The organism is Haladaptatus sp. QDMS2 (assembly GCF_029338295.1).
Classification (GTDB): Archaea; Halobacteriota; Halobacteria; order Halobacteriales; family Halococcaceae; genus QDMS2.
Map to the genome: position 1 here is coordinate 316,630 of NZ_CP119791.1, position 24,011 is coordinate 340,640.

A 24,011-nucleotide genomic window follows, 5' to 3' on the forward strand; every position below is an offset into this window, starting at 1 on the left:
TGGAACACAAAAAGGCTGTCACTCCCGGCAGACGCCGACGCGCCCCTGCCCCGTGTCGAGGCGAATGCCCGCGTCCACGAGCCACTCGCGGGCGGCCCCGTCGCCGTGTAGGAGTAGTTCCGCGAGGTCGACCCGTTCGTCCACGTCCGTGGCGAGGCGGTAGGAATCGAGCACCGCCCATTCAGCACCGATACGTCGGGCGATTTCTCGGTGGTCACGAAACGACGCGCCGTGGTAATCGACGGAAAACTCCGGGTGGCGGGAGACGAGCGCGTTGGTTCCGCCGCCGATACCGGGGGCGACGACCACCTCGCCCTCGGCGGAAAACAGCCGAGAGAGCGCCGCAGGCGTCGCCAGTGCGAGGTCGGCCATCACGACGGCAGTGTTGGGTTCAAGGTGCGCGTTCACCGCCGCAGAGAGCGGCCGGTCGTCGACGACCACCGACGCGTCAACGTCGAGCGGTGCCGTGGCGAGCACGACGGGGGTTCGGCCGGTTCGACGAATCGATGCGAGCACGTCCCCGAGCATCAGCCGGGAGAACTCGCGGCGCTCAGTAGGCGAGAAAAGAGACGCGAGGCGCGTCTTCGGGTCTGTTTCGTCGTAGGGGACGAGGACACGCATTTGCAGTGTGTCCGCGTTCCGCCTACAAGCGACTATCGGAGTTTGTCGTAGGTGTCCTGCTGGGACCGCCAGTAGAAGACGCCGCCGACCACAGCGAGCAGTGCGACGACGCCGACTGCCCCGTAGAGGAGCAACTGGGTGCGCTCCTGGGACTGCTTTGAGTCTGTGGCCGACTGCTCTGCGTCCTGTGCGAGGTCCACGGCGTTCTCGAAGTTGCCGTTGTTGTACGAGGAGATGGCGCGGTTGACCTGTTGTTGGGCATCCTCGTCACCACCGGCCTGTTCGATGGCCGATTCGGCGCTCGAAATCGCCTCGCGGGCCTGCTTGCTCTGTTCGGTGTAGTGGTGGGTTTCCCACGATTCGAGCTGCTCTGTGTTCTCGCCCTGCTGGCGCGAGAGCGTGGCGAGCGTGAACGACTCAGCAGGGTCGTAGGTGAATTCTTCGACGGTCGGAACCGTACCAGTGACCGTCACCTCGACGCGAGTCACGTCGTCTGCGGCCTTCACGTCGGCCGAGAACGACTGGCCGCCGTAGGACTCTTTCGACAGTTGGCTGTCGTCTAGTCCGTACTTCGTGGCCGTCCACGAGACGTTCTCCAGTTCGGTTTCGCCGCCGAGCGTCCACTCGTTGCTGGACTCCTTGTAGAGTTCCGTGAGCGTGAACGTCGCAGACACCTCAGAACCGGCCTGCGCTTCCTGTGGAACGCCGCTCTCGGCGATGGACACGGCGGCGACGGGGGCCGCAAACAGGGAGAGTGCGAGCGATACGACGAGAAGTAGATTAAAAGAGTGGTTCGAGTTCATCAGAATCATCTTCGACGAGGGATTTGAGATTCGCTTCAGACTGTCGGCGGATATCTTCGATGTTGTCTTGGGCTTCGATTGCGACTTGCTGGAGTTCCTTGATGCGCGGGACGTTGGTCACCCCAGACAGGAGGATGACGCTCGCGACGTAGCGAGATTCGGAGACGGGGTAGTCGCCACCACGGACTTCCATGCTGCCGGTCTGCTCCTCTAACCACTTGCGGCCGCGCTCGATGCCTTTCCGATTTAAGTGCTCCGGCGGGCCGCTCATGACGAGCAACGCGCGCTCTGCGCCCTCGATTTCACACGGGAGCGTCAAGCGGCCCAGTGCGGCCTTGCGCACGAGGCTGGTGATTCGGTTTGTCGTGTGGGCCGTGTCTACGGGTTCGTCGTTGCCGCCTTTGAATCGGGAGAGAAGGCCGCCAGAGGACTTCTTCTCGACTTCTTCTGCGGCGTAGCCCACGGTGGAGACGCCGCCGCCCGCGAGCGTGTTGATGATTTCACTGGAGTCGACGACGCTCTCTGCGACTTCGCCGCCGGCTTTCACTTCGCCCGCCCCGAAGAGGATGCCAAAGCGACGGACGATTTCTTCGTTGATTTCGCTGTACCCGCTTTCCATCGACTCGCCGGTCTTGCGCCAGGAGTCGTTGTCGAACACGAGGAGGTTGTCCACCTCGCGGACGAACGTCTGGAAGCTACGTGCGGCGTTCAGCGTGTAGATGCCACCTTCGTCCGCCCCCGGCAGGATGCCCAGTCCGTACACGGGTTCGGTGTAGATGCGTTTCAGGTGCTTTGCGAGCACGGGCGCACCGCCGCTGCCGGTTCCGCCGCCCATCCCCGAGATGATGAGGAACGCGTCCACCTCGTGGACGGGGATGTTGTCTATCGCACCCTGAATTTCGTCGATATCTTCCTCTGCGACCTCCGCGCCGAGTTCGTTGTCGGCACCGACGCCGTGCCCCTTGACGCGGGCCTGGCCGATGAGGACGCGCTGTTCCTGTGGTATGTTCTTGAGTCCGAGCAGGTCGGCTTTGGCCGTGTTCACGGCGACGGCGGCGCGGACGATGCCGCTCCCCGTACGCTGGTCGTACTCGAGGAACTTGTCCACGATCTTCCCTCCTGCCTGTCCGAACCCTATCATCGCGAGTTTCATAATTTGCCCATTCGTTGCAGAGAATACTGTGCCAACAATAATATAAAGTTTGTGATGCGGAAAGTACTTGCAACAAGAATATCATACCCGAAACTCGCTTACATCAGGCGGTTTAGGACGGTCGTAACCGCGTCAGAATTGGGCTACAACTCGCTCATCACAGTTGATTTATTGGTTCTCGCGGAGGTATGTTCCGAGTGTTGTTAAGTCAGATTCACTAACACCAAACGCGTTGATGTCATTTTCTGAGGTAGTGTTGTCGAGTTTGAGCGAACGGGCCTGGTCAGGGCCGAATGGGATGAACGGGAGCGGGGCGGTTATTGTCGCGCCGACCTTGACGAGCGAGAGCGGAACGGGGACGACGGACACCGATTTCCCCTTCGACTGGTAAATGAGGCGCGTCACGTCACCGAGCGTCAGCACTTCGGGGCCGCCGATTTCGTAGACGTGTCCGACGTGTGCGTCGTCGTCGACGGCGTCTGCGAGCATCGGGACGAAGTCCCCAATCCAGATTGGCTGGAATTTCGCGGTGTTGGCCCCGGGAAGCGCTGTCACGACCGGCGTGGTGAGCGATTTCGTAAAGGAGATGAACTCGCCACCGTCGCCGAATATGATGGAGGGGCGGAAGATAACCCAGTCCAGGCCGGAGTCACGGACGACCTGTTCTGCCTGTCCCTTCGTCCGGATGTAGGCGGTGGGTCCGTTCGGGTCTGCGCCGAGGGCACTCTGCTGGACGATTTTGGAGACGCCGTGTTCCTTGGCCGCCTTCACGACGTTTCGCGTCCCGCCGAGGTGGACTTTCTCGTGGCTGAGGCCACCTTTCGGCTTGAACAGCGGCGAGAGGGCGACGAGGTTGACCACCGCGTCCTGTCCCTCGAACGCGCCTTCGATGGAGTCGTAGGCGGTGACGTTCCCACGGACGGTGTTGACACCCTCTGGAAGGGCGGCGTCGTCGGGAGACCGAGCGAGGGCGGTGACGTCGTGGCCACGCGCTGTGAGTTCTTTACACAGGGCCGAGCCGACGAAACCGGTTCCACCAGTAACGAGAACCTTCATGCTCGTTGATAGGCGGGATGGACTCAAAAGGATGGCCCCTAACGATGTCCTTCGACGCGATTCGCGAACTCTTTTCTCGAGGGCGAGCAATTGCCGCATATGCTCATCACGCTCGAAGGTCTGGACGGGAGTGGGAAGACGACGGTCTGGGAGGCCCTCCACGACACCGTCCCGGACGCCGTCTTCACCCGCGAGCCGACCGATTCGTGGTACGGCGACGCCGTCTATCGGTCGATTCGCGACGACGATGCCGACCCGGTCGCGGAACTCTTTCTCTACACCGCAGACCACGCAGACCACCTCTCGCGGGTCGTCCGGCCGGCCCTGGACAATGGCAAAGTCGTCATCTCGGACCGCTATTCTGACTCCCGCTACGCCTATCAGGGAGCGACGCTCGACGGAGTCGTGAAACGACCCGTCGAATACATCCGGGGCATCCACCTGCCGTTTACCCGCGAACCGGACGCGACAATCTACCTCGACGTGGACCCGGAGACGGGTGCCGAGCGAAGCGGCGCGACCAACAAATTCGAGCAGGCGGCGTACCTCTCGGCCGTCCAGCAGAACTACGAGCGCCTGATGGACGTCTACCCGGAGCGATTCTATCGCATCGACGCCATGCAACCGCCAGAGGACGTCCTCGACGAGGCCGAGGCAATCGTAGCCGAACTACTCGCCTAGCGCAGCGTGTCCGGAACCTCGATTTCGTCGGGTGACGGCATCCAGAAGTAATCGAACGCGACCCCGAGGGCGAATGGGAGGGCGACGGCGATGGCCATCACCGCACCGGGACTGCCGAGGTCGATGCCGAGTCGTGCGACCCCGCTCAGAACGATGGTGAGGGCGATGAGGACGAGCGGGATGAGGACGAGCGCGTAGAGGGCGGTTCCCCACGTCGTCGAGAGGCGGACGCGGAAAAAGCGCGTCATCAGCGCGGCGACCAGCGAGTTGACGCCCACGATGACGAGCAATCCCACGAGCCCCAGGGTCGAGACCATGCCCGAACTAGGGACTCCGGAGGCTTTGGCGTATCGGAACGGCTTTTGCCGAATCGTGTCATCTGTTTACTATGAACAGAATCGTCGGCGAGCGTCCGCTTGCAGAGACGCCGTTTTCGCCCGACGAGGCTCGGGCGATGCTCGAAGACATGGTCAGAGCGCGGCGGTTCGACGAGCGGGCCATTGCCCTCCAGCGTCGCGGGTGGATGAGCGGCTATCCGCCCCACGCCGGACAAGAAGCCTCGCAGGTCGGCGCGGCCCACGCAATGGCCGCGGACGACTGGCTGTTTCCCACCTACCGGTCGAACGCGATGCAACTCGCCCGTGGGGTTCCCACGAGCGACCTCCTCCTCTTTCGCCGTGGACACGCCGAGTTCCACTCCGGACACGACATTCCCATCTTCCCGCAGACGGTTCCAATCGCCACCCAGATACCACACGCGACGGGCGTCGGTATGGCGGCCAAACTCCGAGGCGCAACTCACGCTGTCGTCTGTTGCTTTGGTGATGGGGCGACCAGCGAGGGCGACTTCCACGAGGGACTCAACTTCGCGGGCGTGTTCGGGACGCCGACCGTCTTCTTCTGTGAGAACAACAACTGGGCCATCTCGATGCGCCGCGACAAACAGACGGCCGCCCCGATCATCGCCCAGAAGGCCGTCGCCTACGGTTTCGAAGGTGTGCAGGTAGATGGGAACGACCCACTCGCCGTCTGTGAGACGGTTCGTGACGCGCTCACTGCTGCCCGAGCTGGCACGCCCGTCCTCATTGAGAGTCTGACCTACCGTCAGGGAGCACACACCACCTCCGACGACCCTTCGGTCTACCGAGACGAGGACGAGGCGCTTCCGGAGTGGCGGACGGCGGACCCACTCGACCGATTCGAGGCGTACCTCGGAGAACAGGGCGTCATCGACGACTCGTTTGTCCCGGCGGCGACAGCGCGGGCGAACGAGGAACTCACCGCGGCCGTCGAGTACGCGGCCTCGATACCAACCCCCGCGCGGGACAACGTGTTCGACTACGTGTATGCACAGCTCACGCCTCGGTTGTCACGACAAAAATCGGCGCTCCGCGAGTTCACCGAACGACACGGCGTCTCGACTGAATAGCTATTCGAGGGAGATGTACGTTTTCGTGTCAGAGACGCCTTCCATCGCACGCAACCCGGAGGAGACGGTATGCATTACCTCGTACACCTCCGGGGCGTCCACCTCTGCGATGATGTCGTAGTTTCCGGCGACGATGTGCGCTTCCGCCACGTGTTCCATGTCGAGGATCGACGCTAACAGTTGCTCTGACTTCCCCGCGGCGGTTTTCATCATGATGAACGCGTGGACCATAACCGACGTGTGATACCACGGGTCAAGGTAAAAAGGTTTGTCCGCGACTCCGCTGTGGGGTGGGTAACATTATTCAACCACCTCGGCGTATGGGTGCGTATGCGCTTCGTTATCATTGGTGCTGGTCGTGTCGGTCTCCGGACGGCGCGTGTGCTGAGAGAGGAAGGCCACGACGTCACGCTCATCGAGGAAAACGAGACTGCCGTGGAGCGCGCCCGCAACATGGGATTCGAGGTGGTCCAGGGGGACGGTTCCGTAGAGGAGAACCTGGAGGCGGCCGGCATCGCGGAGGCAGATGCGCTCGGAGCGCTTTCGGGAGACCTCAACGTAAACTTCGTCGCCTGCATGATTGGCAAGCACCACGGCTGTCGGACCATCATGCGCATCGACGAGGACTACCGCGAAGACATCTACCGCAAGTACGCAGACGAAGTGGACGAAATCGTCTACCCCGAGCGCCTCGGAGCCATCGGCGCGAAAAACGCCCTCGTCGGCGGGAACATCCGCGCCATCGCCGACATCGCCCAGAATCTACAGGTGGTCGAGTTGACGATAACGGACGCCTCGCCCATGCTTGGCTACTCGATTAGCGAACTCGAACTCCCCGCCCACGCCCGTCTCATCGCGTTCGGCAAGGAGGACGGTCGGCTTCGACTGCCGCTTCCGGACGACTCGCTCGAACTGCACGACCGACTGGTCGTGCTCACTGACTTCGACGTGCTAGAGGACGTTCGGCGCATCATCGTGGGCGACGCCGCCCCCGCAGCCCCAGGAGGAAACTAACATGGTACGAGCATACGTGATGGTCAAAGCGACCACAGGCGAAGCAGACCGACTGAAACAGGCAATCGAAGACATCGAGGGCGTCACGAGCGCTTCCATCGTCGCGGGAGACGTCGACCTCATCGCGAAGGTGGACGTAGAGACGCCGGCACAGGTAAAAGACGTCGCCGCGACCCGGATTCAGTCCATCCGTGGTGTCGAAGACACGCAAACCTACATCGCGATGGACTGACCCGGTTCCGGGGTACGGCTACAGCGGCGATCCGCCGCTCGATTGGTGGGCGCGCGAGACCATGTCGGCGACCGGCGGGAGATACGTGTAACCCGGAATCACGCCCTCCATGTACGTCCCCTCAACGTAGTCGATGAGTGCGTGGGCGATTTCGGGCGCGTTTCCGGCGTTGCCGTACTCGAAGCCGAAGGTGACGATTGCGTCGCCGCCGCTTCGGCGCACCTCGAATTCGCCGAGTTCGATGTTCTGGACGACCGCGCCGGGGGCGTCTTCGAGCCGGAGCTCGAAGGTCTCGAACCAGCCGTCCTCGACGACTTCGTGGACGTCGTCTTCTGTCACCGAAGAGAGCAGCGGCGCGTGTACGGTAACGAGATAGTGGAGGTCCCAGTCGTCGGTTTCAGACACCGTTACGTGGGCGTCGAATTCGGTGGCCGTCGAGACGAATCGCGACCCGTCTGCAGTGAAATCTGCGTGCTCGTCGAACGCCCGAACAGCGCGGTCTGGAACGTCGTCAGTCATTGGTCGATGTATGTGACAGAGCGAGAAAAGGGCGTTGCGTCTGAATGCAGGCGACACCGAACTCTACAACTGCTCGACGCGCTCTGCGTACCAGCCGTTCGGGCGAATCTGAATCTCGCCGTCGCTGTAAATCGCGACTTCGTGCCCCTCGATGGAGAGATACAGCGGTCCGGCCTTGTAGTGGTCGCGGTCGGGCCGGGATTTGAACAGTCGGTCCAGCGCATCCGGGTCGACGTATTCTGAGAAGCGGGGGATGACCTCGTGTAACTCCATCCCCGTCACTTCGGCCATCGCTTTCGTGACCGTGAACGTCAGGCCGTCCTCGTCCATGTCGTGATAGGCGTAGTATATTCCGTCCTCTAGACCGAGGGAGACGGACTCAGGGGTGGCATCGAGTGGCTTTGACATCCTCTCACCGAGACTAATAGTGACATATTCCCCCATCCCCAAAAGTGTATTCCATTCGAACACGATTTTCTGTCTCTGCTTGGCTCACCAGACTCTCTGTAAACTCTGATAGTAACTATTTGATACTATTCAACAGAATCTGTCACGTGAACCGCGCAAAAATCGACACTCCCCAAAGACATTCCGCAATACGGTGGCGCGATAATTGCAACCGCCCGCAGATTCGCTCCTCACGGACTATCATGTCTAGATGTTTTTATGACGGAAGGTAAAGAGCGGTGCGTTCGAGAATCACAAAAATCTCGATATTTTAATTTCTTTGATACTACGAAAGAAACAAAACTCATAATATATTTGTTGTCCTTGTCATGTTCGCCTGAAAGTGGCGGTGTCTGAAAACCCGTGTCGGCGTCGTCACCTGTGTCGCACACTGGTGGCTCCTCCGCCCGACGTGCCCATGCGACACGTGAATCCCACTCCTGTCGGCAGACAGGGAGGTGGCAGCAAGTGCGCCGAGGGAGGGGACTGAGCAAACGCTTCGCGTTTGCGAAGCAGAGAGAGCCGGAGGCTTTCCAGTGTTTGAACGCCACTCGCTCACTGCGTTCGCTCGTTTGTTCGAACCTCCTCAGTATGAGTTCTGCTGCTCACCGATTAGTTCACAGCAAGAAATGCGAGGGAGGGGACTGAGCGAAAGCGCTGCTTTCGCGAGGGTCGATGCGGCTTCGCCGCATCGGGATTTGAACCCCGGTCGCAACTCTTCGAGTTGCTCCCTGCTTCAAATCTCCTCCAGTACGAGTTCTGCTGTTCACCGATTGGTTCACAGCAAGAAATGCGAGGGAAGGGATTTGAACTTCAGTCACTCCCTGACGGTCGTTCCCTATTCAAATCCCTCGTCCGATTCGCACGGCTCTCATGTCCATTCGAGCCGAGAGAATGCGAGGGAGGGGATTTGAACCCCCGAACTCCTTCGAGAGCGGATCTTAAGTCCGCCGCCTTTGGCCTGGCTCAGCCACCCTCGCGCGACCACACTCACTCTTGTCGGGTACGGTGAAAAATGGGTTTCGGTCTGTGGCTACCAATCGACCGACAACGAACCGTCGCCGTTGGGGTCGGGTGCAATCTCTTTGTTCGTCCGCCGGTCGACGATGTGGATGACGCCGCGGTCCTTCTTCGCGGGACACACCTCCGCGGCCTTGATGTTGTGCTCCAAGTCCTCTTCGCCGATGAAGTAGGAGACTGGCTTTGCGAGAGCGGTGGTGATGTCCATCTCCCAATTCCGAGAGACCTCTGCGCATTTGCCCGCGCCGATGCACTTGTTGGCCTCGAAGATGATTTTGTAGGGCTTTTCCTCGACCGGCGGCGCATCGGCCTCCCCGATGGTGCTCGGGTCTATCGGTCCGTCGTCGCTCATTGTCGGGAAAACGTGCTGGGTGAATTTGCGTCTATCGGTAGACCTGTACCTGCTCTAAGACGACGTCCTCTTTTGGCTTGTCGCGTGGCCCGGTGTCTACGTTGCCGATTTCACGGACGACGTCCATGCCGTCGGTGACCTTCCCGAACACGGCGTGGCGGTTGTCGAGGTGCGGCTGTGGGGCGAGCGTGATGAAGAACTGCGACCCGTTCGTGTTCGGCCCGCGGTTCGCCATCGAGAGGACGCCCTCGTCGTCGTGTTTGAGCTCGGGGTGGAACTCGTCTTCGAACGTGTAGCCCGGACCGCCCGTCCCGTCGCCTTTCGGGTCACCGGTCTGAATCATGAAGTCCTCGATGATTCGGTGGAACAGGATGTCGTTGTAGAGCGGTTCGCTCATCTCTTCGCCCGTCTCCGGGTGGGTCCACGACTTCGAGCCTGTTGCGAGGCCGATGAAGTTCTCGACCGTCTCCGGGGCACGGTCCTGGAAGAGTTCGACTTCGATGGTCCCGTGGTTCGTCTGAATCTTGGCGGTTGGGTTGTCGCTCATGCCCCCAACCTAGCAACGGCGTCAGAAAACGATGCCGGTGTTAGAACGATTGGAGGTCGGAGAGAACGGCCGCCGCACTGCCGTCGTCGAGCACTTCGCGGGCCTGTTCGAGGCCGGCGTCGAGCGAATCGACGTCGCCACGGGTGAAGATACGGAACGCCCCGTTGAGGACGATTGCATCGGCGAACTGGTCGGTGCGCTCGCCAGAGAGCACTTCACGGGTGATGGTCGCCGAATCGGCGTCCACGTTCTCGACTTCGAGGTCCTCACTCGCGAAGTCCATGCCGTACTCGGCGGTCTGAATCTCGAAGTCCGAGAAGTCGCCCTCGTCCCAGACGGCGACCTTCGTCGAACCGGGGCGGATGTCGTCGTAGCCCTCCATCCCCTGGAACATGACGACGCGCGAGCGGTCCTGCGTCTCGCACTCCTGGAACGTGTCGATGATGCGCTTTGCGAAGGCGAGGTGGTAGAAACTGCCGAGGTGAACGTCCGCATTCGCGGGGTTCGCGAGCGTCTCGATGGTGTTCACGAAGGTGCGCACGCCCATCATGTCACGGCGCTCCCAGAGGCCGTGGATGCCGGGGTTGAAGTTCGGCTGGTAGTAGAACCCGAAGCCGGTTTCGTCGACCATGTCCGCGCTCTCCTGTGGCGAGAGGTCCGTGCGGACGCCGAGTTCGTCGAGCACGTGCTTGTAGGCGGTCGCCTTCTGGGTCGGGACGCGGTCGCCACTATGGACGACGACCGGAGTTCCGGCCGCGGCTGCGACGAGTCCTGCACCGACGCCGAGCAGTGCCGTCGAGTGTTTGCCGTCGTAGTTTGCCCCGCAGTCTACGGGGTCTACCTTCGGTTCTGCAACCTCGACCGACTCGTCTGTCATCACGTCGGTGAACGCGGCGAGTTCCTCTGGTGTGTTGCGCTTCCAGCGGTTCGCGAGCCAGAACGCGCCGAGCGTCGTGTGGTCCGGTTCCTGGGCCAGAATCCGGGAGAAGGCTTCGCGGGCCTGCTCGCGGGTCATGTCGTCTGCGGATTTGTGCCCCGAGCCGACGACCTCCGTCATGAGGCGCTTGAGCGGCCAATCGCCAAACTCCTGGGTCGATTTCGTCATGGTCGCGGGTTGGGAAGCCGCGAGCAAAAGCGTCCCGCTTGCGCTGGGGAAACGACCTTCGTGTCCGCCATCGAACTAATGGGCATGGTTGGCCTCACGCCCCTCGTTCCGGACACTCCGGAGTTCGAGACGGCCATCCGCCTTTACTGCGACATCTTCGACAACGACTACGACCTCGTCAGCGGGCGCTTCGAGCGCCACACCACCTATCCAGACTACCGGGGCTTTCTGGCACTCGACGGCGACGAGGTCGTCGGGTACGTCTACGGTTACACCTCCGCCCGGGGGCAGTTCTACCACGAATCGCTTCGCGCGGTCATGCCCGAAGAAGTCGCAAACGCGTGGCTCGCAGACTGCTTCGAGTTCGTCGAACTCGGCGTCGCCGCCCACGCGCGCAGAAACGGAATAGGTAGACTCCTCCACGACGCGCTCCTCGATGGCCTCCCCCACGAAACGAGCGTCCTGACCACGCACGTCGAAAACGACGCCGCTCGCTGCATGTACGAAGGGCTGGGCTGGCAGGTCATCCACCGCCCGTTCGTCCTCGACGGCGGGAGCGAGATGGTCGTAATGGGCAAACGGCTCCGCGATTAATCGAGCGGCAATTCGGCGCGCAATCCCAACTGCTCCACGCTCCACGTCCAGAGTCGCTTCTGGGCGTCGGTGTCGTACGTGTTCGACGCGCTCCTGACTGCCTTCTCGCCGTCGAAGTAATTCCCCAAAACGCCCGCCACCTCGGGAGACGCGGCGAGGTAGATGCTCGTCTGTGCCCCGCCACGCTCGGAGGTGGTGAGTCCCGGAACCAGTCGCATCGCGTTGAATCCAGCCCGCGCCATGAGCGAGGAGTTTCGCGTGAGCCCAGTCTGGGGAATCACGCCCGGGTGGAGCGCGTTCGCGGTGACACCTGTTCCCTTCAACTGCCGGGCCAACTCGTAGGTGAACAGCACGTTCGCGAGTTTCGACTGGCCGTAGGCCTTCATCCCCGAGAACGACCCTTCGAGCGAGAGGTCGTCGAAGTGCATCCGTGCACCGCGGTGGGCATCCGAGGAGACGACGACGATGCGACCTTGGATTGCGACCAGCATGTCGATGAGTTCGTAGGTGAGCAACATCGGCGCGAGGTGGTTCACGGCGAGTGTCTTTTCGACGCCAGTAGCAGTGAGTGTGCGTGTCCCCTCGAACGTCCCCGCGTTGTGGACGAGTATGTTGAGGCGGTCGTACTGCTCGCGGAACTCGCGTGCCAGTCGCCGTACCTCGTCTGGCTCGGCGAAATCGGCGATGAGGAGAGTCGCGCTTCCGTCGGTTTCGGCTTCGATGGTCGCGACAACTTTCTCGCCCGCCGCTCGATTTCGGCCGGTGATGACCACGTGCGCGCCCATCTCTGCGAGGCCGCGGGCTGTTTCGCGGCCGATGCCACTGGTCGCACCAGTGACCATGATGACCTGTCCCGAGAGGTCAACGGGTACCATGGTTTGGTTTCGGGGTTGGACGTTGATAATCCCACTCCAGACCGACAAAGGGTAATTTCCCGAGTCCTATCTGCAGACAATGAGCAGGCCGGCCGACTGGCGCGCCAGCATCGAGGACGTAGACGCCCGCCTTGTAGACGAGTATCAGAGTGGCTTCCCCGTCTGTGAACGCCCCTTCCGCGTCGTGGGCGAGCAACTCGGCATCTCCGAAGAGGAGGCCCTCCAGCGAGTGCAGACCCTCCGCGAGCTGGGCGTGTTCCGACGCTTCGGCGCGGTGCTCAACCCGCCGGTCATCGGGAGTTCGACCCTCGCCGCCGTCAAGGCCCCCGAAGACCGCTTCGACGAGGTAGCCGAGGTCATCAATAGCTACCAGCAGGTGAACCACAACTACCGCCGCGACCACGAGTGGAACATGTGGTTCGTCGTGACCGCCGGCTCCTTAGAGACACGCGACCGCATCCTCGCAGAAATCGAGGAGCGCACTGGCTGTGACGTGCTGAACCTTCCGATGCTCACGGACTTCTACATCAATCTGGAGTTCCCCGTGGTGAACGAGGATCGGTTCGCGCGCGAGAGTGGGGTTGCTTCGGAAATCGAAGCTACGAACATCTCGGAGCAGGCGACGGGCACACTCTCGAAACTCGACGCGCGCCTCCTCGTCGAAATCCAGGCCGGCTTCCCGCTCACGCTGACTCCCTACGCCGACATCGCGGCGGCAATCGACGCCACCACCGCGGAGATCATCGATGCCATCACGCGCCTCACCGAGGACGGCGCAATCAAGCGAATCGGCTGTGTCGTCAATCACATCGTCACCGGATTCGACGCCAACTGCATGGTCGTCTGGGACGTGCCCGACGACGAACTGGACGCCCGTGGCCTCGAAGCGGGTGGCCTGCCCTACGTCACGCTCTGCTACCACCGTCCGCGCCGCCCGGAGCAGGGCTGGCCGTACAACCTCTTTACCATGATTCACGGACGCGACCCTGAGGCGGTGGACGAGAAAATCGACGAGTTGGCCCGTGACGTGCTGCCGTTCGACCACGAACGTCTCTACTCGACTGCGACGCTCAAACAGACGGGTGCGCAGTACGAAGAACTGGTCGGAAGCGAGTAGTCGCGGAGAATCAAGCAAAAACCACGTTGCAAGCAATTGTCCCGCCGCGACCGAAGGGAGCGGCGGCCTTTTTCGTGAACGTTTTTGCAACGAGTGGTGCGCGAAGCGCACCCGAGTTGTAAAAAGGTTCTATCGATTCGCGGTCGTGAGCAGAACCGGCCCGACGAGCAGCAACACGAGGCCGAGCAGTGCCCAGTGGAACGGGCCGTCGACCGCCGGGATGATCATGAACAGGACCCCGAACATGGTCGTCTGGAGCGCGAGGACCTTCTGCGATTTCAGCGGAAGGACGCCCAGCGTCGCCAGGATGAACAGGAAGAAGATTGCCTGTCCCAGGTCGTACTGGAGCAGGAAATTGTCAATCACCTGCATCGGTAGCGCGAACATTCTTGGTCGATACTCCCGCCGTTTAGGCCTTTAAACTTCCGTTACCCGGTTGGACTCGAGATGTCGAGCGGCCGAATCCAGACGTACCAGATGATGAGTACCATCGTCACGTACCCCGTCGCCCAGACGGCCCGGCCGATGCCCGGATAGCCGGACGTCGTGAGGAAGTAGTCGGCGAGGCCGGAGCCAAGCACGCCCACGACGAGCACGAGCGCGAGCTTTACTTTCTCGGAAACGAGAATCGACCCCTGTGGCTGGTCCATACCGGCGGTTAGGGCTGGAAGGGCCTGAATCGCACGGTTTCCACGTGCTTTTTCGTGTGAACCAGCTAACTCTTCGTATGGACTACCGCCCGATACCCGACTCAGACGAACGGGCCTTCTTCGACATCGGTCAGTATGCCTTCCGTCCTGAGGAACACCCAACAGACGAGGCCTTCGAGGAGCGAAAGCCCTACGACCGCGAGAACCGCGGCCTCTACGACGGCGACGATTTACTCGCGATAAGCGGCTGGCACGACTTCACGCTCTCGCTGCGCGGCGAGTGGGTGCGCGTCGGCGGCGTGTCGAGCGTGGCGACCCCGCCAGAACACCGGCGCAAGGGCTACGTCCAGCGGATGCTCGCCGCGATGCTCGAGGAGTTCCGCGAAGCTGGCATCGACTACTCTGCGCTCTGGCCCTTCGAGTACGAGTTCTACCGCAAGTACGGCTGGGGGACGTGCAACAAGCGCACCCAGTGGACGTTCGAGACGGAGGCGCTCGAAGGCGTGATTCCCGCGCCGAAGGGCGAGTTCCGCCGCCTCTCGAAAGACGACATTTCGGCGCTTCGGGACCTCCACGAGCAGTTTTCGACGGGGTGGAATCTCGCCATGCGCCGAACCGAGAACTGGTGGACCCATCGCATCTTCGAATCGTCGTGGACAGACCCGTACGTGTACGGCTGGGAACTGGACGGTGAACTGCGGGCCGCAGTCGTCTACAGCGTCAAATCAGCGACCACCGGAATGGCGGAGGAGCGCACACTCCGCTCGTGGGACATGGCATATACCGACGACGAAGCATACCAGCAGCTCTTGCGATTTTTCTATCACCATCTCTCGCAGATGGACAAGATTCACCTGTTCGCGGCGGCGGATACGTCGCTGTTCGACCGGGTTCGTGACCCGCGCGCGCTCGACTGCGAAGTCGTGACCGGCCCGATGTTCCGCCTGACGGACGTGCAATCCGGTCTCTCACGGCTTCTCTATCCCGAAGACGCCGTCGGAAGCGTTGTCCTCGATGTGACCGACTCGCTCGTGTCCTGGAACGAGGGAACCTTCGAATTCTCCGTCGGGGAGGGGCGGGCGACGTGCGAACCGACGGACGCGGAGGCGGACGCAGCGGTCGATATCGCTACTCTCTCACAACTTGCTGTGGGCTATCTCACTCCCGAGGAAGCGCGTCGCTACGGCGGCCTTTCGACCGATTCAGAAACGGTGATGGACCTGCTCACGGCGGCGTTCCCGCGCTACCGAACGTACCTGCGCGAGTTCTTCTAGGCCGCGCAGGATTCTTCGACGAACGACACGAGCAGGTCGGTGAGTGTGTCTGCGTGAGGCGACTCGAAGATGCGTTGGGCGTGAGTGTCGCTTTCGAGCATCACGAGGCGCTTCGGGTCGGACGCGTTCTCGTGGAGTTGTTTCGCCGTGTCCACGAATCGTTGGTCGTCGTCTTTGCCCACGACGAACAGTTTTCGTCCCTGCAACTGGGGGGCGACGTCTACGCCACCGGCGGCGGAGATGCCCATCACACCCGCGACAGCGCCGTTTTCTGCCTGCGCGTTCGCATGGACGACCGCTTCGCCGCCGGAACTCCCGCCGACGAGAACGACGTTCGAGACGCCCGCTTTGGATTTGAGATAGGAGACTGCGCCGAGGACGGCCCCTGCCGGGTCGTCTCTCTCGTCTATCGGGAGTGCGGTGTAGCCCGCGGCGGCGAGCAACTGCGCCTGTGGTTTCCAGCTCTCGCGGTCGAGATTTATCTGTGGGACCATGACGACGCCGCAGTCGCCACTCCCGAACAGGGTACCTTCGATTTCAGCGTCTGCGGTTGAGGTGAACGTCACGTCAGCCCCCTCGAAGGAGGCGGGTTCTGGCGTGGCCGTGGTCTTCTCGGTATCTGCGTCGGTTTCCGCTTCGATTTCGGCGGCCGTCGTCTGTGCCGCCGTCTGCGTCGTGGTGGTCCCATCGTCCGCCTCTGACTCGGACGTGGTCGCATCATCGGCACCTCCCTGCGAGGAACACCCCGCAAGTGGAACGGCGAGCGCAGACCCGGACAGCACCAACAGTCGTCGTCGCGACAGATTCTTCCCGGTCATTATCGTCCTTCCGTCCTTCAATTCCGTTATTATCTGGGGCCTAAAACCGACGTTTCACGTTAGTTCATCTTTTCAGACTGTCCCAATTCGCTATCCTGGGCTCGGTTGTGCGCACCGTCCTCCCAGTCGAGGGGGTCTCGCGCTTAGCTGACGGATAATAATGGGGATACAGCCGTCAGTACCTGGTATGACACAGAAGAAATCCCGACGACGAATCCTCCAGTTGACCGGCGGCGCGGCCCTGTTCGGTCTCGCGGGCTGTTCTAGTATCGCAGACATGGGCGACGACCAGTACCAGGCTGACAACACGCCCGCGGACAACCAGTCCCAGCAGACTCAAACGCAGACGACCACGCAGGAGTCCATCGACCAGTCGCCGGACGATGGCGAAAACAACGGCGAAAGTCAGGCGGTCACCCGCAAGAGCGAGGAAATCGTCCAGCCGGCCGGGGCGGTTCTCGACGCACCAGTCGAAGACACCGACTCCACGTACGCGGTCATGGGTTCGGCAGACGCGAGCGCGAAGATGACCCTCTACGGCAACTGGAAGTGCCCGTACACCCAGGAGTTCGCCGTCGGTGGTTTCCTCGACGAGATCGTCCGTGAGTACGTCGAACCGGGCGACCTGCAAATCGAGTACCGGTCGCTCTCCTATCTCGGTGGCGAACCGTTCCTCGGCCCGGACGCCCCACTCTCCGCACAGGCTGGCCTCGCCGCCTGGAACGAGGACCCGGAGAACTACTGGACGTACTTCGCGTACGTGTTCAAGAACCAGCCACAGGAGCGCTTCGACTGGGGGACCGTCCCACAGATGAAACTGTTCGCAGAGGAAGCTGGCATCTCGAACGTCGAGGCGTTCACCTCCGCGCTCGAAAACGACGAGTACCTCTCGGCCGTCGAGGCGACCACCGAGGCCGCAGCAGAAGTCAACGTCGCCACGGTTCCACGCATCGTCTTCGAGGACGGCACGACGGTTCGTCCGACGGTCGACCCCGACGAGACGCGGTCGGAAATCGAAGCGCAAATCGACGCATAAAAAATCCGATAGTTGGCAGCAATACTTATGCCTGTGGCTAATTAACCATCAATCGCGGTTTGAAATAAACCCGCCATCCAACGTTCGCAATTCGTGCGGTCTCGCGCCGACACCTTTGCCCGGGGTGTCGCCGCACATCTCTCTCGCACGCGCGACGTTGACGCGGGGGTCGGTGGCCGTCACGCCCGTGACTGGACCGCCGACCATCGACCGAACGCGACGTATCTGCCCGGTACGTCGTCTTCGTGTCCGCGTGGCTGTTACTGTTCTGTCACGTGGGCGGGCCGGAACGCTCCGCCGGACGAACTTTGCCCGGGTTCGTCTGGCAGCACCCACGTTCGGCCTGCCCACCACCACGCTTTCGACGCCCGAGAGCGAGTGCCACGTCTCCTGACCGATTTAGCCTGCTGATAATTAAAGGGGTAGAGACGCAGGCTCAGTACATGCGAGTTGCCGAGGCATACGAGTTGAGCGGCCGCGTGACCGATACCATCGGAAATGCGGTCATTACCGAGCAAGAATTTCTTGACACCGTTCTCACTGGACTGCTGGCCCGCGGGCACGTCCTGTTAGAGGACGTACCCGGGACGGGCAAGACACTCACCGCCCGGAGTCTGGGGAAAGCCCTCGGACTGTCGTTCTCGCGTATCCAGTTCACCCCCGACCTGCTGCCGGCCGACGTGACGGGCACCCACGTCTTCAACGAGAAGACCCGCGACTTCGAGTTCAAGAAGGGACCCATCTTCGCGAACGTCGTGCTCGCCGACGAAATCAATCGTGCGTCCCCGAAGACGCAGGCCGCCCTCCTCGAAGCCATGGAGGAAAAGCAGGTGACGGTTGACGGTCAGACCCACAAGCTTCCCGACCCATTCTTCGTCATCGCGACGCAGAACCCGGCGGAGCGAAACGAGGGAACGTTCCCCCTGCCGGAAGCCCAGAAAGACCGCTTCATCATCAAGACGAGCATGGGTTATCCCAGCCGCGACGGCGAGCGAGAACTGCTTGCCCGCCGTGAGTCTCGCGACGCCCGCAGTCCGAGCGTCAACACCGTCTGTGACCCACAGGAAGTCCTCGACCTCCAGCGCGTCTCAGAGCAGGTGCGCGTCGAGAAGGACGTCCAGGATTACATCGTCGACCTCGTGCGAGCGACCCGCGAGGACGAGCGGGTGACCGTCGGTGCGTCTCCGCGTGCGACCCAGCGTCTGTTCGAGGCGGCCCGCGCCCGCGCCGTCCTCGAAGGCGAGGAGTACGTGACGCCCGACCACGTCAAACGCGTCGCCCACCCCGTCCTCGACCACCGCATCGTGCTCACTGCTGATGCGCGAGTAAACGGCGTCGAAAAGTACGACGTCATCGAGACGGTGTTGTCGTCGGTGGACGTGCCGACGATTACCTATGCAACGCGATAGTCAGGACGAGCACTGCGGCGAGTAAGCCGAGCAACGCGGCGAGCGGGACACCGGGCGTCCCGAACCCTTCGACTGCTTTTGTGGCGAGATACGCGACGACCCCCATCGCGACCGTCCCGGCGAGGTGGGTCACTTCGACCTGTGCGGTCTTCGCACCCCGGCCGAGTTGCGTCCCGAGCGTGATACTGTGGTCTGCGGCGTCCCACGCGACGACGACGGCGATGGTGGCGAGCAGGAAGGTCTGCAGGTCGCCCATCTGGACGACGCCAGCCATGATGACACCGGCGAGCAGGACGAAGCTCCCGGCTTTCACGAGCCAGCGCGACCCCTTGCGGACCGGAACGACGCCGAGACCCAGCAACCACGCGCCGAGCAGCGTCGGCCCGACGACGACCATGTAGCGTGGACTCGGTGCGGCGGCGAACCCACGGGCGACGCCGACGAAGGCGACTACGGCTCCGACGAGGACGATGGTCCGGCCCGTCCAGCGATAGCTCCGGGTGCGGACCTCGTCACCGAGGCCGCCCACGACGTGGCCGACGAGGATGAACGCGAGCGCCATCGTGATGGCGTCGAGCGCGGAGAGGATGAAGAACGCGGGGAGGAGCGCGGCGAGCACGGCCGCCAGACTCGCGATACGAGTCGGCTTGCGGATTGGGCCGCTCATTGTCGCCACCTCCCGATGTCCTCGAGGGCGGCCTCGAGTGCGCGGTCTGGGTCCCAGTCGATGACCGGGATGTCACCGGCGCGCAACTGGCGAATCCGCTGGTCGCGCTCGACGTGGGCGACCTTGCTCCCGAGCGTCTCGCCGCCGGTGACGCGCGGACTGAGCACCGTCACGCGGTGGCCGTGGGCGTCGAGACGTTTTACCTCCTCTACGATGTCGTCGTCCACGAGGGGCGAGATGACGACCAGTTGGGTCGTCGCGGCGAGTTGCGTTCGCAGTTCGGTGAACTGCGCAGAGTCGTAGTCTTCGCGCGCTGGCGGCCGCGGCGCGAGCGTGGCAGAGGTCGCGAGCAGGGTCTTTCCGCGGGTACGCTGTTCGCGGCCAGCACCCGGTTCGAGGAAGGTAAACTCCCGACCCACGGCGGCGAGACCGACCTGGTCGCGGGAGGCGAGCAGCGACTCGAACAGCTGCTCTGCGGCGTAGCGGGCGAAGGCGACTGCATGCGGGTCGTCTTCGTTGGCCCGCCGATAGGACTGCTCGCGGGCGTCTACGAGGACGACGACGCGCGCCGCACGTTCCTGGCGGAACTCGATAGTGGAGAGTTCCCCCGTCCGGGCGTGTCGGTTCCAGTCGATCTGGTGGATGGAGTCGCCGGGGCGGTACTCGCGGGTCTGATGGAACTCGACGCCACTGCCGCCGTCTGCGGTGAGGATGCGCCCCGAGAGTTGACTCGTCTGCTGGCGAAGCGGCATCTCTGTCACGTCAGCGTCACAGCGAAGTTCCGTCTCGGTGGCGACCGTCGTCTCCACCTCGCGCGCCCCGGCGATGTCGTTCAGGACGACCGTCGCGGGCGTGAACGGGTGGGCACCGCGTTTCGCGGTAATCGTGTACGTGAACGTGGTCTCTCGCCCCGGTAGAAGCGTCGCGCTGTGTCGGGGCGTTCCCTCGCTCACGGTGAGCGTTTCCGGAACACCATCGACGATTCGCACGTCGGGAAGAATCGACGACCCCGTATTCCTGAGGGTGGTCGTCACCTCGACCGGTTCGTCGTGGTCGGGCGAGTCGGTGTTCAACCGGCGTTCCAGTTCGAGCGTGCCCGCTGGCGTCCCGGTCACCCGGGGGTAGACGAGGTAGACGACGCCCACGACAGAGACGAGCAGGAGCAGCGGACGGTTCGCGAGGAGGCCACCCATCGCCGCGAGGAGCGGAATGGCGGCAACGCCACGCCAGCGTTTGGTCTCACGCAGCACGGCCACCACCTCCAGTGCGCCGGACGATTTCGGCTGCCGTGTGGCGCGCCCCGCGCTGGGACAGCGTCTCGAACCTGACCAGCGTCGAGAATCGCCGCAGGATTCCTGGCGAGGGAGCCTGACTCCCGAGGAAGTGGGCCGCGTACGGGTCGTCGGTCCACGTCCCTCGGTCGATTCGGTCCTCGGCTTCGGCTTTCGTACACCCCATCTCGGACTGAACGAGTCGAGTCGTCGTCGCTTTCAACTGCTCGTAGGCCGCCGTCCGCTCCTCACGATGGGTCAGCGCCCACAGCCCGGAGTTCGTGAATAGGTCGTCGTAGTGGTCGCCCGCGAGCGGGACGTTCGTCACTTCCTCTGCCTCGGGTGGCGTGGTGTGGTCGCGCGCGCCGTTTCGAGCCGAGACGGTCACGGCCAGCGTGAGGAGGACCGCGACGAGTGCCACCACCACGAGGACCAGATAATCGTTTCCGAGGAGGGCAACGAGCGTCCCGACTGGGATGGCGCTCGCAATGCTCGGGTTCGTCGTCGCGAGGTAGCCACCGACGAATGCGACGACGCCGAGAACGCCGAAGAAGAAGCGTCTGAACGTCATTTGCTGGCCACCCGATTCGCTCTGAGTTGTTCCTGGACTCGCGACGCGAGGTCGCGGTCTACGTCGGTTAGCTGTGCGCCTCCGTACCGAATCCGTTTGAACGTCTGTGTCAACTCCATGAGTGCGTCGTCGTCGAGTTCGACCTGTCCGCGCACCGCCGCAGCGACCTCGTCAGGCGTCATGGCTTTTCTGCGCTCGTACGGGATGACGCTCGCCACTTCGTGCCACGCTTCGTACACCTCGTTATCCGGCCGGGCGACGACGGTCGCCGTGGTTTCGGTCGTCGAATCGCGGTCTGCGGTCTCCAGCCACGCGGCGATGGTCTTTCGTTTCTTCACGACCACCGCGAGCACCGCGCCGATGAGGATGAACGGCAGGATGCTCATGAGCAGGGCGAGCAGTTTGTCGAGGAGACTCTCTTCGAGGATTTTCGGTCTGGACCCGGAGTTTTGTGCCTCGACGGTTTCGTCGCTCGGCTTGTTCTGCTGGTCGTCACCGTTGCCGGGTTGGGGTTGGGCCTCCGCAGTCTTCTTTTCACTCTCCTCTGCGGGCGTCGCCGTCGAGTCGGGGTCCGCTGTCTGGACGTTGTCGCCCTTGAACTCCTCTGCCTCCTGTGGATTGATGGGGAGTTTGTCGTAGTCGATGTCGATGACGTCCTCGGGTTTCGTCTCGATGGTGTCGTCGAGGGTCGTCGAGGCGAATCCGACAGAGAGGATACAGAGCACCGCAACCACCGCAGAAAGGATTCTGTCCGTATCCATTACTATCTGGCCTCGTGAGGTGTGCCTCGCCGCGCGGACGGTCTCATTATCGCAGGCCACGAATACTACGCCCATTATTATGAAGTCGATAATCGGTCAACTCGCCGAAACCGTGCGACGACTCAACAATGTGGTGTGTTCACAACTCACTCGAAACGAACTGCCCCTGGTAGGATGATACTGACACCATAACAACTTTGTGGTACCAATGAATCGGTGAGGGTGGCCAGTAATTCACGCGAGAATTACTGTCATCGAACCACGAATGTCCGGTTTAACGGTAATTACGGGCCGGTATCTGCTCCACTCATACAGCATCTAGCAGTCCGGAAAGCAATCATCTACGGGTTATCAATGACCACGCGCGACACGAACCACACAGCCGACACGACTCACGAATCGAACGACTCCCACACGAAACTTGGCCGACGAACCTTCCTTGGTGCGGTCGGGGCAACCGCAGCCGGCGCTTCGCTTCTTGCAACGGGAACCGCACGCGCTCACGACCACTGGGACGACGACTACGACCGTGTCATCGACATGGTCGAAGATGCGGGAGCCGACAACACAGGTAACGAATCGATTACCCCGAAACTCGAACAGTACGCGGCGAACGACACCTTACTCAAATTCCCACCAGGTCGGTACTTCATGGACTCGCAGTTCCGGTTTACCGACTTCCGGCACTTCGGGATGATGGGCGACGACGCGACGCTCGTCCCGGCGAACTACCACAACTTCGACGGGCCACAGTATCGCCTGTTCCGCCTCGGCGTCGATTACGACCCCGGCGTCGACCTCCGAATCCAGGGGTTCGACGTCGACCTGCGGGCGGACGATACCGGCATCCGCGTCATCGAAGCACAGGTCAAAGATGGGCTGTTCGTCGACGACATCACCGTCGTCGGCCAGCACGACTCGGGGACGTACGGCCCCGGCCTGTTCAACGTCCTCGACCCGGACGGCAAGGGTATGGTAAAGCGGTTCCGCGCCAACTACGGTGGGGCGTTCTCCGCGAACACGCCAGGCGACATCTGGCGCGGCCCATCCGGTCTCATGACCACCCGCCAGCACAAAGGCCAAATCGAGTACAAAGACTGCGAACTGGATGACTGGCCAGATAACGGCCTTTACGCCCTGACGAACGGGCGAGTCATCGTCAACGGCGGGCGCTACGCCAACAGCGAGGCGGCGAGCATCCGTCTCGGCGGGACGAACAATCTCGTCACGGGGGCGCGAATCGTCGTGAACAAACAGCGTCCAGAGAACCAGAACCAGCGTGGCATCCGCCTCGACGAAGGACCGGGGAACGCCGTCGTCAACACCGACATCATCCTCGACCGGCCGAACGGCCACGCTATCACCGTGATGAACGACTGTGAGGACGCGTACCTGCGAAACCTCGACATCAGAATCGGCAACGAAATCAACCACGGCATCGTCGTCCAGTCGAAAGCCGGGCCGACGAAAATTCTCCGTTCCGACATCAACATCAACCGCGGTGGCAACGCGATTCAAATCAACGGTGACAACGCCGGCAAAGTCCACTGTGAGTATCTCGACATCACGGGGGAGGCAGACGGCGATTCTTGGCGACACGCGATTCGCTGCAACCGCAACGACTGCGAGTTCCGCGTCGTCAACGTGAACCAGCAGGGGACGAACAAGCGCCGTGCGATAGTGATAAACGGCAACGACAACCTCGTCTACCGCGGGAAACAGACCGCGACGCACATCCCAATCGTCGTAAACGGCGAGGGAACGTGGATTGAGCGCATCGACTCCCAGTCCTCCGAGGACCAGCGCGCAGCGAAACTGAACGACCAGAGTTCGAACGTGACCCTGAAACACAGTCACATCAAGCGAGGCATCTGGGACAAGGGCTGTGACGGACTGCGAATGTACGGCAACGACACCAGCTAACACGGCCCTTCCGGTTTCACCTCGTTTATGCGGCGAATAAGAAAGGTGGTCGCTAGAACAGTCCCC

At 62.1% G+C, this 24,011-nt stretch carries 29 protein-coding genes and 1 tRNA gene; 10 read left to right on the forward strand and 20 right to left on the reverse strand.

The genetic code is table 11. The annotated features are described in order from the left end of the window. Window positions 1-18: 18 nt before the first annotated feature. From cofC to P1M51_RS01585, 4 genes are all read right to left on the reverse strand, one after another. Window positions 19-621 carry a 2-phospho-L-lactate guanylyltransferase gene (gene cofC / locus P1M51_RS01570; protein ID WP_276246434.1) on the reverse strand — a complete coding sequence of 201 codons (603 nt, stop codon included), beginning with the start codon at window positions 619-621 and terminating at the stop codon, window positions 19-21. Window positions 622-653: 32 nt separating this feature from the next. After that, window positions 654-1,424, reverse strand: coding sequence for a hypothetical protein (locus P1M51_RS01575; RefSeq protein ID WP_276246435.1), 771 nt, complete (start codon window positions 1,422-1,424; stop codon window positions 654-656). Continuing rightward, entirely contained in the window at window positions 1,402-2,577 is a 1,176-nt protein-coding gene (locus P1M51_RS01580; RefSeq protein WP_276246436.1) for a tubulin/FtsZ family protein, read from the reverse strand. The genes P1M51_RS01575 and P1M51_RS01580 overlap by 23 nt, the downstream gene beginning before the upstream one ends. A 168-nt stretch (window positions 2,578-2,745) precedes the next feature. After that, window positions 2,746-3,633: a complex I NDUFA9 subunit family protein gene (locus tag P1M51_RS01585; protein ID WP_276246437.1), complete on the reverse strand. Its 888-nt coding sequence runs from the start codon at window positions 3,631-3,633 to the stop codon at window positions 2,746-2,748. Window positions 3,634-3,732: 99 nt separating this feature from the next. Between P1M51_RS01585 and tmk the strand changes: the two genes are divergently transcribed. Then, a complete protein-coding gene (gene tmk, locus P1M51_RS01590; protein WP_276246438.1) occupies window positions 3,733-4,314 on the forward strand; it encodes a dTMP kinase in 582 nt (193 codons plus the stop codon). Here tmk and P1M51_RS01595 read toward each other — a convergent pair. Beyond that, window positions 4,311-4,631: a hypothetical protein gene (locus tag P1M51_RS01595; protein WP_276246439.1), complete on the reverse strand. Its 321-nt coding sequence runs from the start codon at window positions 4,629-4,631 to the stop codon at window positions 4,311-4,313. The two genes, tmk and P1M51_RS01595, sit on opposite strands and share 4 nt — an antisense overlap. Before the next feature lie 71 nt (window positions 4,632-4,702). Between P1M51_RS01595 and P1M51_RS01600 the strand changes: the two genes are divergently transcribed. Next, window positions 4,703-5,743, forward strand: a complete 1,041-nt coding sequence (locus P1M51_RS01600) for a thiamine pyrophosphate-dependent dehydrogenase E1 component subunit alpha (RefSeq protein ID WP_276246440.1) — start codon at window positions 4,703-4,705, stop codon at window positions 5,741-5,743. Here P1M51_RS01600 and P1M51_RS01605 read toward each other — a convergent pair whose 3' ends face one another. Further along, window positions 5,744-5,974, reverse strand: coding sequence for an Lrp/AsnC family transcriptional regulator (locus tag P1M51_RS01605; RefSeq protein ID WP_276246441.1), 231 nt, complete (start codon window positions 5,972-5,974; stop codon window positions 5,744-5,746). It lies immediately after the preceding gene. 99 nt (window positions 5,975-6,073) lie between these two features. On the opposite strand from P1M51_RS01605, the gene P1M51_RS01610 reads away from it, so the two are divergent. Together P1M51_RS01610 and P1M51_RS01615 are read left to right on the forward strand one after the other, a co-directional pair. After that, window positions 6,074-6,757, forward strand: a complete 684-nt coding sequence (locus P1M51_RS01610; RefSeq protein ID WP_276246442.1) for a TrkA family potassium uptake protein — start codon at window positions 6,074-6,076, stop codon at window positions 6,755-6,757. Window position 6,758: 1 nt separating this feature from the next. Next, window positions 6,759-6,989 (forward strand): Lrp/AsnC family transcriptional regulator, encoded by a 231-nt coding sequence (locus P1M51_RS01615; RefSeq protein ID WP_276246443.1) that lies wholly within the window; start codon window positions 6,759-6,761, stop codon window positions 6,987-6,989. A gap of 18 nt (window positions 6,990-7,007) precedes the next feature. Here P1M51_RS01615 and P1M51_RS01620 read toward each other — a convergent pair whose 3' ends face one another. From P1M51_RS01620 to P1M51_RS01645, 6 genes are all read right to left on the reverse strand, one after another. Then, on the reverse strand, window positions 7,008-7,508 hold the full coding sequence (locus P1M51_RS01620; RefSeq protein WP_276246444.1) for a DUF5813 family protein: 501 nt from the start codon (window positions 7,506-7,508) through the stop codon (window positions 7,008-7,010). Between the two features lie 63 nt (window positions 7,509-7,571). After that, window positions 7,572-7,916, reverse strand: coding sequence for a HalOD1 output domain-containing protein (locus P1M51_RS01625; protein ID WP_276246445.1), 345 nt, complete (start codon window positions 7,914-7,916; stop codon window positions 7,572-7,574). Between the two features lie 934 nt (window positions 7,917-8,850). Beyond that, window positions 8,851-8,935, reverse strand: a tRNA-Leu gene (locus tag P1M51_RS01630). Between the two features lie 53 nt (window positions 8,936-8,988). Beyond that, window positions 8,989-9,327: a ferredoxin gene (locus P1M51_RS01635; protein ID WP_276246446.1), complete on the reverse strand. Its 339-nt coding sequence runs from the start codon at window positions 9,325-9,327 to the stop codon at window positions 8,989-8,991. A 31-nt stretch (window positions 9,328-9,358) separates the two neighbouring features. After that, window positions 9,359-9,874 (reverse strand): peptidylprolyl isomerase, encoded by a 516-nt coding sequence (locus tag P1M51_RS01640; RefSeq protein WP_276246447.1) that lies wholly within the window; start codon window positions 9,872-9,874, stop codon window positions 9,359-9,361. A 40-nt stretch (window positions 9,875-9,914) separates the two neighbouring features. Next, window positions 9,915-10,979 carry an anthranilate phosphoribosyltransferase gene (locus P1M51_RS01645; RefSeq protein WP_276246448.1) on the reverse strand — a complete coding sequence of 355 codons (1,065 nt, stop codon included), beginning with the start codon at window positions 10,977-10,979 and terminating at the stop codon, window positions 9,915-9,917. 60 nt (window positions 10,980-11,039) lie between these two features. Here P1M51_RS01645 and P1M51_RS01650 point away from each other — a divergent pair, with 60 nt between their 5' ends. Beyond that, window positions 11,040-11,573 carry a GNAT family N-acetyltransferase gene (locus P1M51_RS01650; RefSeq protein ID WP_276246449.1) on the forward strand — a complete coding sequence of 178 codons (534 nt, stop codon included), beginning with the start codon at window positions 11,040-11,042 and terminating at the stop codon, window positions 11,571-11,573. On the opposite strand, the gene P1M51_RS01655 is transcribed toward P1M51_RS01650, so the two are convergent. After that, a complete protein-coding gene (locus P1M51_RS01655) occupies window positions 11,570-12,448 on the reverse strand; it encodes an SDR family oxidoreductase (protein ID WP_276246450.1) in 879 nt (292 codons plus the stop codon). The two genes, P1M51_RS01650 and P1M51_RS01655, sit on opposite strands and share 4 nt — an antisense overlap. Window positions 12,449-12,527: 79 nt before the next feature. On the opposite strand from P1M51_RS01655, the gene P1M51_RS01660 reads away from it, so the two are divergent. Next, window positions 12,528-13,565 (forward strand): Lrp/AsnC family transcriptional regulator, encoded by a 1,038-nt coding sequence (locus P1M51_RS01660; protein ID WP_276246451.1) that lies wholly within the window; start codon window positions 12,528-12,530, stop codon window positions 13,563-13,565. A 129-nt stretch (window positions 13,566-13,694) separates the two neighbouring features. Here the strand turns inward: P1M51_RS01660 and P1M51_RS01665 are convergent, their stop codons facing one another. Beyond that, window positions 13,695-13,952 (reverse strand): hypothetical protein, encoded by a 258-nt coding sequence (locus P1M51_RS01665; RefSeq protein ID WP_276246452.1) that lies wholly within the window; start codon window positions 13,950-13,952, stop codon window positions 13,695-13,697. Window positions 13,953-13,993: 41 nt separating this feature from the next. Then, window positions 13,994-14,215 (reverse strand): hypothetical protein, encoded by a 222-nt coding sequence (locus tag P1M51_RS01670; protein ID WP_276246453.1) that lies wholly within the window; start codon window positions 14,213-14,215, stop codon window positions 13,994-13,996. A gap of 77 nt (window positions 14,216-14,292) precedes the next feature. Between P1M51_RS01670 and eis the strand changes: the two genes are divergently transcribed. Then, complete coding sequence (gene eis, locus P1M51_RS01675) at window positions 14,293-15,489, forward strand: enhanced intracellular survival protein Eis (RefSeq protein ID WP_276246454.1); 1,197 nt, start codon at window positions 14,293-14,295, stop codon at window positions 15,487-15,489. On the opposite strand, the gene P1M51_RS01680 is transcribed toward eis, so the two are convergent. Further along, the gene (locus P1M51_RS01680; RefSeq protein ID WP_276246455.1) at window positions 15,486-16,307 is read right to left on the reverse strand and encodes a S9 family peptidase; all 822 of its coding nucleotides are present in this window, start codon (window positions 16,305-16,307) and stop codon (window positions 15,486-15,488) included. The two genes, eis and P1M51_RS01680, sit on opposite strands and share 4 nt — an antisense overlap. A 187-nt stretch (window positions 16,308-16,494) precedes the next feature. Here P1M51_RS01680 and P1M51_RS01685 point away from each other — a divergent pair, with 187 nt between their 5' ends. Then, window positions 16,495-17,343 (forward strand): thioredoxin domain-containing protein, encoded by an 849-nt coding sequence (locus P1M51_RS01685; protein WP_276246456.1) that lies wholly within the window; start codon window positions 16,495-16,497, stop codon window positions 17,341-17,343. A 443-nt stretch (window positions 17,344-17,786) separates the two neighbouring features. Continuing rightward, on the forward strand, window positions 17,787-18,752 hold the full coding sequence (locus tag P1M51_RS01690) for a MoxR family ATPase (protein ID WP_276246457.1): 966 nt from the start codon (window positions 17,787-17,789) through the stop codon (window positions 18,750-18,752). Here the strand turns inward: P1M51_RS01690 and P1M51_RS01695 are convergent. Genes P1M51_RS01695 through P1M51_RS01710 form a run of 4 tightly spaced genes read right to left on the reverse strand, consistent with a single transcriptional unit; the run spans window position 18,733 to window position 22,022 of the window. Next, window positions 18,733-19,419 (reverse strand): hypothetical protein, encoded by a 687-nt coding sequence (locus P1M51_RS01695; RefSeq protein WP_276246458.1) that lies wholly within the window; start codon window positions 19,417-19,419, stop codon window positions 18,733-18,735. The genes P1M51_RS01690 and P1M51_RS01695 overlap by 20 nt on opposite strands. Then, a complete protein-coding gene (locus P1M51_RS01700; RefSeq protein WP_276246459.1) occupies window positions 19,416-20,669 on the reverse strand; it encodes a DUF58 domain-containing protein in 1,254 nt (417 codons plus the stop codon). Before P1M51_RS01700 ends, P1M51_RS01695 begins: the two co-directional genes overlap by 4 nt. Then, the gene (locus P1M51_RS01705; RefSeq protein ID WP_276246460.1) at window positions 20,659-21,261 is read right to left on the reverse strand and encodes a hypothetical protein; all 603 of its coding nucleotides are present in this window, start codon (window positions 21,259-21,261) and stop codon (window positions 20,659-20,661) included. Before P1M51_RS01705 ends, P1M51_RS01700 begins: the two co-directional genes overlap by 11 nt. Further along, window positions 21,258-22,022 (reverse strand): DUF4129 domain-containing protein, encoded by a 765-nt coding sequence (locus P1M51_RS01710; protein ID WP_276246461.1) that lies wholly within the window; start codon window positions 22,020-22,022, stop codon window positions 21,258-21,260. The genes P1M51_RS01705 and P1M51_RS01710 overlap by 4 nt, the downstream gene beginning before the upstream one ends. 354 nt (window positions 22,023-22,376) lie before the next feature. Between P1M51_RS01710 and P1M51_RS01715 the strand changes: the two genes are divergently transcribed. After that, entirely contained in the window at window positions 22,377-23,945 is a 1,569-nt protein-coding gene (locus tag P1M51_RS01715; protein ID WP_276246462.1) for a hypothetical protein, read from the forward strand. Window positions 23,946-24,011: the final 66 nt, after the last annotated feature.